Source organism: Thermoleophilum album, assembly GCF_028867705.1.
Classification (GTDB): Bacteria; Actinomycetota; Thermoleophilia; order Solirubrobacterales; family Thermoleophilaceae; genus Thermoleophilum.
On the sequence record NZ_CP066171.1, the window covers coordinates 497,209 to 514,245 of the forward strand.

General features: G+C 70.6%; 12 protein-coding genes. 9 read left to right on the forward strand and 3 right to left on the reverse strand.

The window, feature by feature from the left end; translation table 11 throughout:
• Positions 1-39: 39 nt before the first annotated feature.
• Positions 40-1,635, reverse strand: a complete 1,596-nt coding sequence (locus tag JDY09_RS02350) for an acyl-CoA dehydrogenase family protein (protein ID WP_274717399.1) — start codon at positions 1,633-1,635, stop codon at positions 40-42.
• Positions 1,636-1,675: 40 nt separating this feature from the next.
• Positions 1,676-2,443: a TetR/AcrR family transcriptional regulator gene (locus JDY09_RS02355; protein ID WP_274717400.1), complete on the reverse strand. Its 768-nt coding sequence runs from the start codon at positions 2,441-2,443 to the stop codon at positions 1,676-1,678.
• A 48-nt stretch (positions 2,444-2,491) separates the two neighbouring features.
• Between JDY09_RS02355 and JDY09_RS02360 the strand changes: the two genes are divergently transcribed.
• From JDY09_RS02360 to JDY09_RS02380, 5 genes are all read left to right on the forward strand, one after another.
• Positions 2,492-4,159, forward strand: a complete 1,668-nt coding sequence (locus JDY09_RS02360) for an alkaline phosphatase D family protein (protein WP_274717401.1) — start codon at positions 2,492-2,494, stop codon at positions 4,157-4,159.
• Positions 4,160-4,278: 119 nt separating this feature from the next.
• A complete protein-coding gene (locus JDY09_RS02365; protein WP_274717402.1) occupies positions 4,279-5,844 on the forward strand; it encodes an alkaline phosphatase family protein in 1,566 nt (521 codons plus the stop codon).
• Entirely contained in the window at positions 5,841-6,818 is a 978-nt protein-coding gene (locus tag JDY09_RS02370; protein ID WP_274717403.1) for an HAD family acid phosphatase, read from the forward strand. Before JDY09_RS02365 ends, JDY09_RS02370 begins: the two co-directional genes overlap by 4 nt.
• A gap of 257 nt (positions 6,819-7,075) precedes the next feature.
• Entirely contained in the window at positions 7,076-8,155 is a 1,080-nt protein-coding gene (locus JDY09_RS02375; protein ID WP_274717404.1) for a glycosyl hydrolase 53 family protein, read from the forward strand.
• 157 nt (positions 8,156-8,312) lie between these two features.
• Positions 8,313-9,548 (forward strand): beta-galactosidase, encoded by a 1,236-nt coding sequence (locus JDY09_RS02380; RefSeq protein WP_274717405.1) that lies wholly within the window; start codon positions 8,313-8,315, stop codon positions 9,546-9,548.
• Here the strand turns inward: JDY09_RS02380 and JDY09_RS02385 are convergent.
• Positions 9,545-10,852, reverse strand: a complete 1,308-nt coding sequence (locus JDY09_RS02385) for an oligosaccharide flippase family protein (RefSeq protein ID WP_274717406.1) — start codon at positions 10,850-10,852, stop codon at positions 9,545-9,547. The genes JDY09_RS02380 and JDY09_RS02385 overlap by 4 nt on opposite strands.
• A gap of 297 nt (positions 10,853-11,149) precedes the next feature.
• Between JDY09_RS02385 and JDY09_RS02390 the strand changes: the two genes are divergently transcribed.
• The 4 genes from JDY09_RS02390 (at position 11,150) to JDY09_RS02405 (ending at position 16,979) form a co-directional block, all read left to right on the forward strand.
• Positions 11,150-12,469 carry a hypothetical protein gene (locus JDY09_RS02390; RefSeq protein WP_274717407.1) on the forward strand — a complete coding sequence of 440 codons (1,320 nt, stop codon included), beginning with the start codon at positions 11,150-11,152 and terminating at the stop codon, positions 12,467-12,469.
• Between the two features lie 66 nt (positions 12,470-12,535).
• On the forward strand, positions 12,536-13,717 hold the full coding sequence (locus tag JDY09_RS02395) for a glycosyltransferase family 4 protein (protein ID WP_274717408.1): 1,182 nt from the start codon (positions 12,536-12,538) through the stop codon (positions 13,715-13,717).
• Positions 13,714-15,309, forward strand: coding sequence for an O-antigen ligase family protein (locus tag JDY09_RS02400; RefSeq protein ID WP_274717409.1), 1,596 nt, complete (start codon positions 13,714-13,716; stop codon positions 15,307-15,309). The genes JDY09_RS02395 and JDY09_RS02400 overlap by 4 nt, the downstream gene beginning before the upstream one ends.
• A gap of 77 nt (positions 15,310-15,386) precedes the next feature.
• Positions 15,387-16,979, forward strand: a complete 1,593-nt coding sequence (locus JDY09_RS02405; RefSeq protein ID WP_274717410.1) for a polysaccharide biosynthesis tyrosine autokinase — start codon at positions 15,387-15,389, stop codon at positions 16,977-16,979.
• Positions 16,980-17,037: the final 58 nt, after the last annotated feature.

Consider the following 17,037-nt stretch of genomic DNA (forward strand, 5'->3'; position numbering starts at 1 on the left):
CCTAACCGCTCGCGTCGCGCGCGAGAGAGATTTAGGTGGTTAGCTGGCCAGCGCGCGCTCGACGATCGCCGCGCTGTCGATGTTGGCTGGCAACGTGCCGAAGACGCGTCCCCGCTCGGTGCCGAGCCGCCCGGCACAGAACGCGTCCGCGACCGGCGCGGGCGCGTGGCGAACGAGCAGCGCGGCTTGGAACGCCAAAGCGAGATCCTCGACCGTGCGACGCGCAGCCCACTGCGGGTCGATCTTGCCGGCCGCGAGCTCGGCGAGCTGCGCGCGCACGCGCGTGAGGTGATCGTCGAGGTGGCGGTCGGCGCCACGGGCGATCTCGCACTCGGCGAGGAACGCTTCGACACCGTCGGGTTCCTTCGCCATGGCGCGCAGCACGTCGAGGGCGGCGACGTTGCCCGATCCCTCCCAGATCGAGTTGATCGGCGCGTCGCGGTAGAGGCGCGGCATCGCCGACTCCTCGACGTAGCCGTTGCCGCCCAGGCACTCGAGCGCTTCTGCGGCGTGGATCGGCGCGCGCTTGCAGATCCAGTACTTCATCACGGCAGTCGCGAAGCGCCGCAGGGGCGCGTCGTCCTCGTCGTAGGCGCGGGCGACGCGCAGCGTCGCGACCGTCGCTGCCTCGGACTCGATCGCGAGATCGGCGAGGACGTTCTGCATCGCCGGCCACTCGACCAACCGCCGCCCGAACGTCGCGCGGTGACGGGCGTGGTGAACCGCTTCGACCAGCCCGAAACGCATCGCACCCGCCGATCCGATCATGCAGTCGAGGCGCGTGTGGTTGACCATGCGGATGATCGTTTTCACGCCCTCGCCCTCGGGACCGAGCAGGCGCGCCCGCACGCCCCAGTACTCGACCTCGGCTGACGGCAGCGAGCGGGTGCCGAGCTTGTCCTTGAGCCGAACGAGGCGGAAGCCCGGGTCGCTCGACTCGAAGACGAAGCACGAAAGCCCGCGATCGGTGTGCGCGAGGGTGAGGAAGATGTCGCACGGCGGATAGGAGCAAAACCACTTGTGGCCCCACAGCTCCCACCAGCCGTCGCCGATCGGCTCGGCGCGCGTGGTGTTGGCGCGCACGTCGGAGCCGCCCTGCTTTTCGGTCATAGCCATACCGCAGAGCGCACCGCGTTCGTAGTCGCAGGCGGTGAGGAGCGGTTCCCACTGTGCGGCCAGATCGCGATCGACACGCAGTGCCGGCACCGCCGCGTAGGTCATCGACACCGGGCACATCACCCCTGAGCTCACCTGGGTCCAGAGGAAAAACAGGGCCGCTCGCGCCACGTGCGCGCCCGGGCGCGGCTCGCGCCAGGGCATTCCCGCCATCCCGCGATCGATCGCCTCGCGCAGGAGCCAGTGCCAGGAGGGGTCGCATTCGACGCGGTCGACGCGGTGGCCGTAGCGGTCGTGGGTGACGAGCCGCGGCTCGTTGCGCTCGGCGCGTTCGGCGTGCTCCCACGCTTCGCGAGAGCCGGCGAGCGCGCCGCACTCGACGAGCGCCGCCTGCGCCCAGCTCGCGCCCTCCCGTTCGACCGCTGCGCGTAGCGCCTCGTCGGCGGTGTAGACGTTGTACGGCCGCAGCGGCGGCGGTTGGTTGCGAACCTCGTGCGTGTCCCGCTTGGGCGGTTGCATGCGGCCTTTCGATGGTGGTTCGCTAGCGGCTTGCGGCGCGCTAGCGACCGCGGTCGTCGTGTTGTTGGTCGTGTCCATCCCCTGTGCCCGTCCTGGCTGGTGTCAGTACCCGTCCTCGATGGTCTAAGTCTCTGCTCTTCGCGGCGCTCCGCGGTGGTCGTCGTCGGTGGCGGTCGCGCAGCGGCAGCGAGCGCACCCAGATCCCGACCAGCGCCGCGACGAGCGCCTCGCGCCCCGAAGCGCGCACCGTCTCGGCGGCAAGCGGCCCGACGAGCGCCTCGGCGATCGCGCCGACGAGCGCTGCCGCCATCACCTCGCAATCGTGCGGAGCGAGCTCGCCGCGCGCGACCCCTTCGCGCAGCACGCTGGCGATCACGTCGCGGTAGCCGCGGCGAAGCTCGAGCCGTGCTGCGTCCACCTCTGGCCCGGCAGGCTCGGCGATCAGCGCGTAGGCGAGACGCGGTGCCGCAAGCGCGCGCCGGGCGAAGGCCTCGCCGCACGCCGCGAGTCGCTCCGCGACCGGGGAGCTCGCGTGTGCGCGCGCGGTCTCGGCCATCACAGCGAGCTCGCGTTCCGAGGCTGTTCGAAAGACCTCTTCGAGCAGGTGCCCCTTGGACTGGAAGTGGCGGTAGACGCAGCCGACCGACACGCCCGCGCGCAGCGCGACGGCACGCACGCTCGCCGCGGCGAAGCCGCCTTCCCGCACCGCCGCGAGCGCCGCCGCGACGATGCGCGCACGTGTGCGCGCCGAGCGTGCCACGTCTTCTGCGGTACGCCTGTAGGCCACCGTCAATAAGTAGTGAACCATGGTTCACAGCTTGTTGCAAGGGGCGCGCGGCGGCGGTAGCTTCGGGCCGTGCGCGGCGCTCGCTCTTCGACCGCAGCGTCGGTTGGACCGTTCAGCGTTGCGGCTCTGCTCGTCGTCACCGTTTGCGCGGCACTGGCGCTTGCCGCCGCGGGGCGCGAGACGTCGCGAGCTACGGCCGCCGCGAGCGTCCGCTTCACCTCGGGTGTTGCGGCTGGCGAGCCACGGAGTGACCAAGTGACGCTCTGGACGCGCCTCGACCGAGCCGCACGGGTCGAGCTCGTCGTCGCGCGCGACCGCCGCCTGCGGCGTGCCCGGCGCACGCGCGTCGTGCGCACTAGCGCTGCCCACGACTTCACGGTCCGCGTGACGGTGCGCGGCCTCGCGCCGGGAACGCGCTACTGGTACCGCTTCCGCAGCGGGCGGGCGCGCAGCCCGCTCGGCACCTTCCGCACAGCGCCCGCCAGTCGCAAAAGCGTCACCGTGCGTTTCGCCTGGACGGGCGATTTCGACGCCACCCCCGCACCCGGGGCGCAGCGCCCCTACTGGAACGACTTCCGCATCTTCGCGGCGATGGCGCGCGAGCGCAACGACTTCAACATCCTGCTCGGCGACACGATCTACTCGGACAGCGAGGTACCCGGCGCCTTACGCCCGATCGCCCTTACGGTCGCAGCCAAGTGGGCCAAGTACCGCCGCAACCTCGAGCAGCGGCCGCTGCGCCAACTGCGTGCCAGCGCGGCGCTCTTCTCGCACTGGGACGACCACGAGTTCGTCAACGACTTCTCGCCGTTCGAGAGGGAGTTTTCGAACGGTGTGCGGATCGACGGCCGCACGCTCTACGAGCGCGGCGTGCGCGCCTTCCGCGACTACGCGCCGGTCGCGTATTCGCGGCGCCTCGGCATCTACCGGTCGGTGCGCTGGGGACGCAACCTCGAGCTTTTCTTCCTCGACGAGCGCTCCTTCCGTTCGTCCAAGGCCTCGGCGGGCTGGGTGTGCGACAACCCCATTACGGGCGAACCGGATCTCGCGCCCACAGCCCCTCCCGACAAGCGCGCGCTTTTCGCGGCGCTGGTTCCCTCGCTCGCCGCGCCGGTGGCGCAGCGCTGCCTCGAGACGATTCGCTCGCCGGCACGGACGATGCTCGGGCGTGCCCAGCGCGAGCGCTTCCTCAGCGATCTGCGCCGCTCGCGTGCGCGCTTCAAGGTCGTCGTCAACGAGGTGCCGATGCAGCAGTTCTACGCCCTCCCGTACGACCGTTGGGAGGGCTACGAGGCCGAGCGGCGCACGCTGGTGCGAGCGATCGCGCGCGTACCGGGCACGGTGGTCATCACCACCGACGTCCACGCGACGCTCGTCAACGATGTTCGCCTGCGAACCCTCGAGGCGGGCGGGTCGCAGCCCAGCGGAGTACTCGAGGTGACGGTCGGGCCGGCGGCAACGGCCAACTTCGGTCTCGAGATCGACACCGCGGTCGGCCGGTCGGGAGCAGGACGGCTGGTCGACGACGTCTTCTTCGAACCAGCACCGCCGGCTGGGGTGGGGATGCGCTGCTCGGTGATCGACCGCTTCTCCTACGGGCAGGTCACCGTGACAGGAAGGGAACTGCGGATCGTTCCCAAAGGCGAGGATGGCCGGCCGCTGCGCGAGGAGAGCGGGCGGCTTGCGGCCCGTTCGTCGTGCGCCGCTAGAAGCTGTTGCCGCTGCCGAGGGCGCTAACAGCCGCGGAACGAAGCTCCGCGCGCAACGTAACTGCCGGTTTACAATCGCTGGCGCCGACCGCCGCAAGATGAGCGCTTGCGCATTCACGGACGGCAGCGAAGGGCAGGGGGTGAAGCGTGAACCAGTTCGAGCGTCCGCGCGACGAGCGTGACGAGCGCTTGCTCTCGGAGCATCCGCAGGAGTACTTGCGCCGGCGCGAGTTTCTCGTTCGCACAGCCTTTGCCGCCGGTGTCGCCGCTTCGGCGGCGCTAACGCTGACGCCGAACCAGCTCGTCGCTGAGGCGGCCCGTCGCGAGCGGCGCAAAAGCCTGCCGTCGCCGCGCAACATGCCCGTCGACACGTTCGTCGTGCTGATGATGGAGAACCGCTCGTTCGACCACTATCTTGGCTGGCTTCCCTACGCCGACGGCCGGCAAGCGGGTTTGCGCTACCGCGACGACGACGGGCGGCTGGTTGCGACGCGACCGCTCGCGCCCGACTGGCAGGGGTGCGGGCATCCCGATCCCGATCACTCCTGGGAGGGCGGGCGCGTCCAGGTGAACGGCGGGCGCATGGACGGGTTCTTGCGCTCGGGGGAGAACGATGTCTTCGCGATCTCCTACTACCGCGAAGGCGACCTCGGATTCATCCACGACGCAGCCAAGACGTTCACCGTCTGCGATCGCTTCTTCTGCTCGCTGCTTGGGCCGACGTTCCCGAACCGCGAGTACATGCACGCAGCGCAGTCCTACGGACTCAAGGACAACAGCCTTCCACCGCAGGCCGGCTACCCGACTGGCTTCCCGTGGGAGACGACGATCTGGCACCAGCTCGCGCGGGCCGGCGTGTCGCACCGCTACTTCTACTGCGACGTCCCGGTCACGGCTCTGTGGGGAGCGCGCGGACTCGCGATCTCGGCGCCGATCAGCGAGTACTACGCGCGTTGCGCGACGGGGACGTTGCCGCACGTGTCGTTCGTCGACCCCAACTTCGGTGGGGCTGGAGCAGGCGCCGGGCTCGGCGTTTCGGGTGACGAGCACCCGCACGGCGACGTCCGCACTGGCCAAGCGTTCATGGCGGATGTCGTTCATGCCTTCATGTCTTCGCCCCAGTGGCGCCGCGGGGCGCTGTTCATCGTCTACGACGAGTGGGGCGGCTTCTTCGACCACGTGCCGCCGCCGCGCGTGCCGGACGCCCGTGCTTCACGCGATCCGATGGCGGATTTCGGACAGATGGGGATCCGCATTCCGGCGGTGATCGTCTCGCCGTGGGTGCGGCGGCGGCACGTTTCGCACACCGTCTTCGGCTTCGAATCGATCCTGCGGATGATCCGCTACCGCTTCCGGCTGCCCGCGCTGACGGTGCGCGACGCACGGGCTAACAACATCGCGACGGCGTTCGACTGGCAGCGCAAGCCGCGGGTCGACGTGCCACCGCTTCCCGATCCGCCGCACGTGGTGTCCCGCCCCTGTGCCATGTCGACGGCGCTCGCCGCGGGTGCCGAGCAGCGGCACCCGGTGATGAAGCTGGTGCGCTCGGGGTGGCTCGAGCGTGTCGGCTTCGACTACCGACCTGCTGCGTTCGACGAGATGTTCCGCGAGCCCAAGAAGCTTGCCGACCGGTTGCGCACGTCGACCTCGCGACGCTCGCAGGCGCCGTTACCCGACGCGGTCGGTCCCCTGCTCGCAGGAGGCAAGCGATGAGAGCGCGGCGCGTGGTTCAGCGCCGGTCGTCGCCCGGTGTCTCGCTTTTCGTCGCCGCTGTCGCAGCGGTGCTGTTCGCCGCGGGCCACGCTGCGATTGGCGTCGAGCCGGCACGCGCGAGCGAGCCCGTCGTGCCGTATCAGCTCGGCGGCGGCACGATCTTCGGCGCCCGCCCGACCGCGCTCGGCCTGCCGGTGGTGCCTGCCAGCGGCACTTTCGGGGCTGCTCCCGCGGAGTTCCTGCCGCGGCTGCGTGAGTACCACGACTCCGGTCAGTACGAGCGCGACATCGCGGCCGTCGCCCGCGCGGCGCGCGAGTACATCGCGTCACGGATGGCGGAGGCGGCTCGGCCGGTGCGCGTCGAACGCGTGTGCGCCACGGAGTTCCGACGGGCCACCCGTACCTACTACACGCGCGTGCGCACAGCGACGCGTGGCGGCGCGCGGGGGCGCACGGTGTACCGGAGGGTGCGCGAGCCGCTGTACCGGCGGGTGCGGACGTGCCGCCAGCGCCGGATCGAGCCGCGGCGCTTCAAAGGCAAGCCGACGCTGGTTCTCGATATCGACGAGACGAGCCTCTCGAACTACCGCTACCTCGCCGCTACCGGGTTCTCGCAGGTCGGTGTCGCTCAGGGTGCGGTGCTCGGGGGCGACGCGATCGCGCCTACCCTCGAGCTGTTCAACTTCGCCAAGCGGCTCGGCATGGCCGTGTTCTTCATCACCGGCACACCACCGCAACTGCGTCAGGTACGCGAAGACAACCTGCGTCGCGTCGGCTACCGCGATTGGGACGGCGCCTTCTACAAGCCGACCGACGCGCCCACGGCGCGCTTCAAGGCGGAAGCGCGCGCGACGCTGGAGCAACACGGATACGACGTCATCGCGAACGTCGGCGACCAGGAGTCCGACCTCGCCGGCGGCCACGCCGATCGGGCGTTCAAATACCCGAACCCGTTCTACTTCATCCCTAACTAGACACGGCGTGCCATCGGTGGGGTGCGCCGTGGCGCGAGCGGTGCCAGCCTGGTAGAAAGGGACACGCGGTCTCGTTCGCTCAACAGATAGAGGCATCGGTTGGCGAGCGCCCTCCCCGCAACGATCGCAACCGGCTCGTGTTCGCAGCAGGGATGCTTCTTTTCCACCCCCAGCCCCCGATTGCTTGCCCCCGCGGTCAGCGGCGCTCCCTCCGGGGCCGCGCGCCATGGTTGGTGGCGCTGACCGCGTCCCTCGTCTTGGCATCCGGCGCAGCGCCCGCGTCCGCCAAGCGCGCCGTTCCTGCCAATTTCATGGGCGTCTACTGGGGTAACCAAGCGGCCGAGGCGCCGCCGCCGATCCAGGACGCCCAGTGGCAGACGATGGCCGCGAGCGGCGTCGAGAGCGTGCGCACCGTTTTCAACTGGGCCGAGACTCAACCCCAGCGCAGTGAGGCACCGAACTGGAGCACGCTCGACGCGCTCGTCTCCCGTGCCGCGCGCACCGGTCTCGATCTGCTGCCGGTGGTTTTCGGCACACCGAGCTGGGCGCGGATCGCCAAGCGGCCGGCAGCACCTCCCCGCGACCCGGCCGACCTCGCGCGCTTCATGCGCCTCCTCGTCCAGCGCTACGGCCCCGAGGGTCAGTTTTGGCGCGACCACCCCGACCTGCCGCGGCGCCCGATTCGCGCCTGGCAGATCTGGAACGAGCCGCACGCGTGGTGGGGCTGGGACGTCTCGCGCAGCCGCAAGGAGCGCAAGTACCGCTTCCCCGCGCACTACGTGCGCGTGCTCCGCGCCGCCTACAAGGCGGTGAAGCAGGCGGACAAGGGGGCAAAGGTTGTTCTCGCCGGCTTGACCACCGACTCCTGGCGCTACCTCGAGCAGATCTACCGCGCCGGCGGACGCGGCAGCTTCGACGTTGTCGCCAGCCAGACCTTCACCGGCAAGACTTCGAACCTGTACAAGACCCTGCGGTACCTGCGCCGCGTGATGCGCAAGTACCACGACCAGCGCAAGGGGCTTTGGATCACCGAGACCTCGTGGCCTGCGGCCCTCGGGCGTGCGAAGTTCCCGCGCGGGCAGCGACCTTTTGCCACGACCGATGCGGGGATGGCGCGGAAGGTCAAGGATCTCTTCGCGATGGCGCGCAAAGCTGCGCGCGACAAGAACGTACGCCTGGGGCGCGTGTACTGGTACGAGTGGGCCAGCCCTTACGCGAGCAAGAACTGGATCTTCGACTACGGCGGCCTGCTCCGCATCGGGCCGGGCTGGAGCTTCCAACCGATGCCGGCGCTTGCCGCCTACCGCGCAGCTGCACGCTCGCTCACCGGCCGCTAGGCGTACACGCGCTCGCCCTCTGCGAGGCGTATGGGGCGGCTTCGCCCGTTCTTCTCGCAGCGCTCCACTACTTCCCGCGTCCCGACGTGTTAGACGTACGGACGAGCGGGGGCTCAGGGAAATCTTGCGCGTTCGCAGGACACGGAGGGTGCGCCGCGTGAGCGGCGCCTACCGCGCGGCGTCAACCGTGGTGTCTGCGCCATGGGTGGCGGTGTGTGCCTGCGCGGCCACGCTCCTAGCCCTCGCCATCGCGCTCGCCGTCGCGCCTGGCAGCACCCTCGCCGCGAAGCGGGCGGTGCCGCGCACCTTTTTCGGGATGTACTGGGGCGACGGGATCGAGCGTGCGACACCTCGCGTCCAAGACGCCGCCTGGAACCTGATGAGCCGCTCGGGGGTCGAGACCGCTCGTGTGCTCTTCAACTGGTCGTTGATGCAGCCTGAGCGCGCCGGTGCGATCGACTTCACGGCGACCGACGCGGTCATGGCGCGCGCAGCGCGCACCGGCATCGAGATCCTGCCCGTCGTCATGTATGCGCCTGCGTGGGCGCGCAGCAGCGGCGAGATCGCTGCCCCACCGCGCGACAACGAGGCATACGCAGCGTTCCTGCAGGCGCTGATAGCGCGGTACGGCCGCTTCGGATCTTTCTGGCGCGACCATCCGCAGCTGCCGCGGCGCCCGATCCGCTACTGGCAGATCTGGAACGAGCCGACGCTCACCTTTCAGTGGGCAGCCCCGCCCGGCTCCGAGTACGCCTTCCCGGGGGGGTATGTGCGCCTGTTGCGCGTAGCGCACCGAGCGGTGCGCTCCGCCGACTCGTGGGCGCGTGTGGTGCTGGCCGGTCTCACTTTCAAGGCGTGGGAGGATCTTGCCCGGCTCTACCGCGCAGGGGCGCGCGGGCTTTTCGACGTCGTCGCTGTGCAGACCTACACCGGCCGGCCCGAGAACCTCGTCCTCGCGTTGCGGAAAGTGCGCACAGTCATGGCGCGCCATGGCGACGGCAATCTCGCGCTGTGGGTGACCGAAACGGGCTGGCCGGCCGCGCGCGGGCGCGTGCCCGTGCCGAGCTACCAGCGTCCGTTCGTCACCGACGACCGTCGCGCGCCAGCGATCGTCGCTCGCGTTCACACCTTGCTCGCGCGCGCCGCCCGCGATCGCACGGTGCGCGTAGGGCGCGTCTACTGGTATTCGTGGGTGAGTCGCTTCAGCGATCCCGAGAACGTCTTCGACTACGCAGGCTTGCTGGCCTGGAACCCTCCAGCATCGTTCGTCCGCAAGCCGGTGTGGCGGGCTTACGTGCGTCTTGTTCGCAAGCTGACGGGCTGCGTACGCAACACCGATGGCAGCTGCCGTCGCGCGCGCACCGCTCGTCGCGGTCGCGCACGTAGCCGCTAGCGCGGGCGACCGTGCGCGGGTTTACGGGCCCGCGCAGACGGGCTCTCCGCCCCTGGCTTTGGGGGAGAGACGCCGCCACCGACCGTCGCCGGCGCTACGCGGCGATAGGCGGCCAGCAGAGCGAGGAAAACGACTGCATACGAGACGCTCGAAACGATCGCAGCCGCGGTCGTACCGCCTGCTGGCACGAACAGCGCGAGCCCGCCGACCATCACGATCGCCCCGACGCCATAACCGAACGTCGCGGTGAACGGCCTTCCAGCCCCTGCGAGCCCGGACGCGACCACCGAAGCGGCCGCGAACAGCACGGCGCCGGGAACGAGCAGGCGCAGCGGATCGATCGCCGCCCGAAACTGCGCGCCGTAGACGAGTCCCAAGAGCGGCTCGCCCGCGATCGCCAGAACCGCACCAAGCGCCCCGCACACCGCGATCGTGCCCAACGTTCCAATCAGGACCTTGCGTCGTGAACGCTCGGCGGTGTCACTCGCCGCCACGGGCAGGACGATGGCTGCGAACGTGCTCGCAAGCTGGTAGACGATCAGCGACACGTTCGTCGCGACCGAGTAGAGACCCACCGCTCCAGCGCTCGCGAAAGCTGGCAGCACCGCGACGTCGAGTCGGGCATTCACGCTCGCAGCGACTGTCGACCCCTGGGCGCGGACACCGAACCAGAGCGAGCGGCGGACAAGGCCGAGATCGGGACGAGCGATTCCCAACCGCCGCCCGCCGCGCGCGATCCCGAACGCAGCGACGATCGCCGTCGCGACGGCTAGCGACGCGAGCGCGCCCGCGACGGTGAAAGCGCCGAGGCTCCAAAGAAGGACATAGCCGAGCGCGGTCAAGGTCGGTTGGCCGAGTCGCACCAGGTTGAAACCCAAGTAGTCGTTGCGGGCGAGCAGCACGCCGTACGACAGCTCCAGCGCGACGATCAGCACGACCGCGAGCGCGAACCAGCGGCCGATTGCGACCGCGCTCGGCTCGCCCGCGAAAATCAGCGGCAACAGGAGCTCGGCACAAGCGACGCCGAGGAGGGCGAAAGGCGCGAGCGCGATCGCCCAACCGCCCAGCAGGCGCGCTGCGAGCGGCGGTTCGCGGACCGCGAAATAGGCGAGGCTTTGCGCCACGCCGGCGGCGAACACGAACCCGCACAGCTGCACCCCGGACGCGAGGGCCACGACGATGCCGCGACCTTCCGGTCCGAGCAGACGGGCGGTCATGACGCCCGTGACGAGGTTGGCCAGGAGGCCGCCAGCGGCGAACACGTAGGTGACGAAGCCGGCGCGTGCGAACTCTCCGCTCGTCAAGCGGCGGACTGTCGACCGCAGCGCCGGAGCGCTGCGCGCACGCCTGTCGGCACGGTCGTGTAGCTGCACGTGCGGTACGCCGAGGAAGTCGCTCGGGGGCTGGCAGAACCCTACGACCTGCCGCGGCTCCGCGCCCGGGTCTTGCGCTCTCGGGCCGGTCGACCATCGACGAAACGTCCACCACCGCCGTCGAGCCTGCGGGTGCCGTTCCGGAGCGCCGACTCCGAACGCGTGCAGGGGATGAGGCGTCCAGCGCGAGTCGTCCTTGCGCGCGGTCGCTGGCGATCCTGGCGCCTAGTGGCGGCGGCGACGATCGCCGCCGTTGCGATCGCTGCGGGGAAGGCGGGGATCGAGTCGACGGCCGGCGCCGCCAGTGCGCGCGCAGGCGATGATCGCCTCGCTGCCAGGGTGCCGGTGCCCGCCGCCGGCGCTGAGCGTTTTCTCGATTCGGTGGGAGTCGTCACCCACCTCGCCTACTTCGACACGACGTACGCGCGCTGGGCCGAACTCGTCGAGCGCCTACGCGAGCTCGGGGTGCGCCACCTACGCGACGAGGCGTACGCCAACCCATCCCCCTCTTGGGACGGCTGGAACGCCCGCTACCGTGCGGCCGTCGCCCGGGCACGGCGGGCTGGCATGCGCTTTCTCTTCATCCTCGGCAAGCCTGGCATGAACCCGGGCGGAGGTGCGCGCCAGCTGATCGCAGCGGTGGCGGGACCGCTGCGGGCTGCGACCGAAGCCGTCGAGGCGCCGAACGAGCTCGACCATTTCGACGGCACGCGCGGGTGGCAGAACCGCCTGTACCGCTACACGCTCGAACTCGCTCGCCGCAAGCGCGCCCACAACGTTCTGGCGCGAGTGCCGCTCGTCGGACCCTCCTTCGCTCGCTGGGAGTCGCCGTCGACCGTCGGCGCGCTCTCACGCCACATCGACATCTGCAACATCCATCCGTACCCGGGCGGCCGGGTGCCCACGCCGGCGCGGATCGCGCTCGAGATCGCCCGTATGCGGCCCGTGTGCGGTGGCGTGCGGCGGGTCTGGGCGACCGAGGCCGGATACCACAACGCGCTCGCTGCGCGTGGCGCGAGCCAGCCCGCGGTCAGCGAGGAGCAAGCGGCAGCGTTCCTTCCCGCTCTGCTGCTCGAGCACTTCCGCTCGGGCATCGAACGCACCTACATCTACGAGCTGGTCGACCAGCTGCCCGAGCCTGGCCGGCGCGACCCCGAGCTCCACTACGGCCTGTTGCGCTCCGACCTCAGTCGCAAGCCGGCGTTCGTAGCGGTCCGAAACCTGCTCCGCACGGTCGCGCGGGCGGCGAGAGCGCGCTCCCTCCCTGTGCGGAAGGCTGCGATCCGCGCCGATCCCGGCGTACGTGCTCTATTGATCGTCCCGCGCGGCCGCGGGCGATCGCTGCTGGCGTTGTGGCGCTCTGCGCCCTACTACCCACGCGCCGTGAGCACCGTGACCGTCCAGCTGCAAGGAGCGAGCGGGACGGCGAGCGTAGTCGATCCACGCGAGAGCACCACGGGCCGGCCGGTGGCGACCAGGGACGGTCGACTCGTTGTCGAGGTCGGGGACCACCCGCTGCTGGTGGTTGCCCCGGGTGCGGGCGGTTAAGGTGGGGCGTAAGCCCCCTGTCGCAGGCGTCACGCACCTCCTTGGCGCTGGTCGACCACGGCGTCCGTGCGAGTTCTCCTTGTCAACCACACGGCGCGTACGAGCGGTGCAGAGCGCGCTCTCCTCGACCTCGTCGAATGTCTTGGCGAGCGCTGCGAGCTGTTCGCCGCCGTGCCACCCGGTCGGCTCGCTGGTGCGCTGCGCGAGCGCGGCGTAGAGGTCGCGCCAATCGTGCCCTTCGAGGCGAGTCTGCGCTTCGACCCGGCGCGCACCCCGCTCGGGCTGCTGTCTCTGGCGCGCGCGCAGCTAGCGATCGCTGGCCAGGTCGGGCGTGTGCGTCCCGCTGTCGTCTTCGCTAACACACCACGCGCCGGCCTCATGGCGCTACTTGCGCGGCGCTTGCAAGGCGTCCCGCTCGTCGTGCGGGTGCACGACAACCTTCCCGCACGCGGCGCAGGACGGCTCGTCGCACGGCTGCTAGCCGGTGCGGTCGATGCTGTCAGCTGCGTCTCGCACGACACGCTCGCCCGCTTTAGGGAGGCTGCGGGCGGCCACGCGCGAGCCCAACTGGGGGCGATCCACAACGGCATCGACCTCGGCCGCTTCCGTCCCGATCCCGATGGGGCGGCGCGCGTGCGACGCGAACTGGAGCTCACTGCCGACGCCCCGCTGCTGGTCCAGGTCGCGCAGATAACTCCGTGGAAAGGCCAGGACATCGCTGTTCGCACGCTCGCCGGGCTGCGCGCACGCGGCATGCCAGCGACGCTGGCGCTAGTGGGCGACGTTGCGTTCTCGGGTGCCAGCGTTCGCTACGACAACCGCTCCTTCGCCCGCGAACTGCGTCGGCTCGCGTGCACGCTCGGTGTCGCCGATCACGTGCGCTTTGTCGGCGAACGCGCCGATGTGCCAGCCTGGCTGACGGCCGCCGATCTCGTTCTGGTCCCCTCCTGGTGCGAACCGTTCGGTCTGGTTACGGTGGAAAGCATGGCGTGCGCAACCCCGCCCCTCGTGTCGCGAGAAGGCGCCGGCCCCGAGCTCGTCGCCGACGGCGATAGCGGAGTCCTCCTGCCGCCCCGCGATCCGACCGCGTGGGTGGCTGCGGCCGAAACCCTTCTCCGCGATCGCGAGCTCCGGTTGCGCATCGGTGAGCGCGCCCGGGTGGCGGCCGAGCGCTTCGACCGGCGGCGCTACGCCGACGCGATCGGTCGCCTGCTTCGGGAGGTCGCTGCGCGGGAGGTGGGCACGTGAACTTCAGCGTCGTCGGCGACCAGCTGAGGGCGATGTCGCGACGGATCCACGAGTTCGGTGCAGCTCTTACCGACTCCTGGTCGGCGCTCGCCGGCAGCGTCTCCGAGCGGCGGTTCGTCGTCTTCGTGGTGCTGCCGCTCGCCGTCGCGCTCGCCGTCAGCGTTCCCCTGCTTCCCCAGTTGGGGCTGGCGGCGGCGCTGCTGGTCGCCGTGCTCGCGGTGTACATCGGCGACCGGCGCTGGGGGGTGGCGGTTCTGCTCGCGCTGTGGTTTGTCGTACCGGGTGTGCGTCGCGTGCTCGGCTACGTAACCGAGCAAGTCGCCAACGATCCGCTGTCGCTCCTTCCCTTCGCGGCAACCGCGGGCGCGGCGCTGGTCGAGCTGGCACGCGCCAGCGTTCCGCGCAGCGCACTTCTGGCGGCCGCCGCCGTCGCGGCCGGTTTCGCCTTCGGGCTGCCGCTCGGTTTCGCCGCGGCACCGCTGCCGGCGATGTTCGCTTTCGGCGCTTACGTTGCCGGGCTAGCCGGGGCGATCGTCATCGGCGGGACGCTCGGCCGCGACGGCGCCACACGGGTGCTCTTCCGCGCGATCGTCGTGCTGGCGCCGCTGCTCGCGCTGTACGCGCTATGGCAGCGCCTGTTTGGTCTTCCCGCATGGGATCAGGAGTGGCTCGACGTCAGCGATTTCTGGAGCGTCATCGTCGAGGGACAGGGCGCGCTGCGAGTTTTCTCGACAGCGAACAGTCCGGGGACGCTGGCGCCGCTGCTCGCTGCCGGCCTGCTCGCCGCGCTGGCTTTGCGGCGCCGGCCGGCGGTGGCGATTCCTCTCGCGCTTTTGTGTGGCCTGGCGCTCGGGCTCACCTACGTGCGCTCGGCCTGGATCGCGCTGGCGGCCGCGGCGCTCGTATACATCGTCGTCTCGCGCGGCCGTGTGCTGCCAGCGGTGGCGGCGTTCCTGGTGATCGCGGTCGCGACGGTGGCGGTGCTCGCACCGGTAGCGCCGGCGGCGCGCGAAGTTGTGCAGCGCGCACGGACGATCGCGCAAGCCTCGAGCGATCGTTCGGTGAACGAACGTCGTCAGCTCCTCGCCGAGCAGCTCCCCGCGTCACTCACGAGACCCCTCGGGCACGGCGTCGGTAGCGCTGGCGAACCTTCCCGCCTTCGCGGCGAGACGCCGCTGAGGGCGCCCGACAACGGCTATCTGTCGCTTCTGTACCAGCTCGGTCCGGCGGGTTTCCTGCTCGTGGCGATGGCTCTGTTCGCCGCAGTCGGCGCGGCTGTGCGCCTCGCCGTCGAGGCACCGGCGGAAGCGCGCGCCACGCCCATCGTGGCCGGTGCGCGCGCGACGCGAACCGGGCGGGACGCGAGCGCCAGCGACGTGCGTGAGCTCCGCACCTGGGCCCTTGCCCTCCTCGCCTTCTACGCCGTCCAGCTGACAGCGCAAGACACCTTCTACGGCGCTCACGGCGTCGTTCTCGGACTGCTCTGCGGCGCCGCTCTGGTCAGCGTGCCGGCGGGCGTAGACGCGAGCGCACGCCGCCCGGTCTCCTCGCACCGGCGCCTGCCACTGGCCGTGCGCGCGACGCTGCGGTAGCTTGAAGGCGAAGCTGTGAGGAGCTGGTCGGGCATGGTGGCGCCGGCCAGCGCAAGTCGACCTACCCCTAGCCCCCCGTGTACGCACAGATCGACAGTCCTTCCTGGTTCGAGGTGTTGAGACGGCGCTGGCCGTTGGTATTCGTCGTCGCGCTCGTCGTCGGGATCGCGGCGGCGATCTTCGCGCTCGCCGCGCGCGACCACTACGAGTCGACGGCGAAGCTGCTCTTCCGTCAGACGATCGGTCCCGAGCAGAACGCGTTCGGCTTGCTGCCGACAGCGCCGGACGTCAACAAGCTCGCGCGCGACTTCGAGCAGCTTGTGCGCTCGCGGGACGTCGCTGCGGCGGCGGCCGAAGAGCTCGGTCGCCGCGGCGTGACCGCGACGCCCGAGAGCGTGGCTCGCGACGTCAGCGTGACCGGCGGTCGCGACAGCGACGTCATCACGATCACCGCGCGGGCGGACACCGCCGAGGGCGCCGCTCTGCTCGCCAACGCTTACGCGCGCAGCGCACAACGGTTCGCCGGTGCTGCCGAGCGCCGGGCGGCGCGACGGCTGGCGCGGCTCGTGCGGGCCGAGTTGCGTAACGCGTCACGGCGCCGTTCGGCGGCGACGACGCAGCGGCTAGCTACCTACCTCGAGCGGCTCGAGTTCCTTGCCGCCGGCGACAACGCCACGCCGCGCTTGATCCAGCGCGGCTTCGTTCCCAGCGGGAAGGCGGGTGACCCGCTGCAAACGGTCGTTCTCGGCCTGATCTTCGGTGCGATCCTCGGCTCGGGTCTCGCGCTCGTGCGCGAGCAAACCGATAGGCGTTTGCGTCGCAGCGAGGACGTCGTGGCGGTGCTCGGCACGCCGGTGCTGACGACGGTGCCCGCTTCCCGCGAACTGCACCGTGGCGGGCCGCTCGGACTGCTCGCCCCCACCGTGGCCGAAGCTTTCCGTGTCCTCGACGCGAACCTGCGCTACGTCGATGGTCGTCCGATCGCCGCGCTCGCCGTCTGCTCGCAAGCCCGCGGCGAGGGTCGCAGCACCGTAGCCTGGAATCTGGCGCTCGCCGCCGCACGGTCCGGCTTGCGGGTGGCCCTCGTCGAGGGCGACATGCGACACCCGGTGCTCGCTCGCCGGCACGGTCTTCACGGCGTGCCCGGGCTGATGCAGGTGTTGCGCGGTGAGCGATCGCCGCTCGAGGTGCTGCAAGCCGTCACCCTGCCGAGCGACGTGGGTTCGGCCGAGCAGGCGGGCTCGCTGCACGTGCTCGTGGCCGGCGGCAACCCACCGGATCCGTGGAGCTTGCTGCAAGGGTCTGCGGCCGGGCCGATCCTCGACGTCCTGCGCGGCAGCCACGACCTCGTGGTGGTCGACACGCCGCCGCTCGGTCGCTTCCCCGACGCGCTCGCGCTGCTGCGCGCGCTCGACGGGGTGCTGGTCGTGGCGCGGATCGGCGAGACAAGAGTCGCCGATGCTGCCCGCCTCAAGGGGCAGCTCGAGGCACACCGGGTGCGAACGATCGGCGCGGTCGCCAACTGCGGCTCGATCGCCTCCGGCTACACGGTCCAGCCGATCGCTATCGCCGAGGCTGCGGAGCGGGCGGTGCCGTCGGAAGCGGTACGCGCGCCGTTGCGCGAGCACGCTCGCGGCGGCACCTCCGGGGATTGGTCGAATCACGCCTAGGCGATCGGGCACAGGCAGCGCCGCCCGAGGTCACCACTCCGCGCAAGCGGCCCGGTGT

Coding starts and splice junctions, on each gene's coding strand:
- JDY09_RS02350 (WP_274717399.1), bottom strand. CDS start 1,635: ATGCAACCGCCCAAGCGGGACACGCACGAGGTTCGCAACCAACCGCCG.
- JDY09_RS02370 (WP_274717403.1), top strand. CDS start 5,841: ATGAGAGCGCGGCGCGTGGTTCAGCGCCGGTCGTCGCCCGGTGTCTCG.
- JDY09_RS02355 (WP_274717400.1), bottom strand. CDS start 2,443: ATGGTTCACTACTTATTGACGGTGGCCTACAGGCGTACCGCAGAAGAC.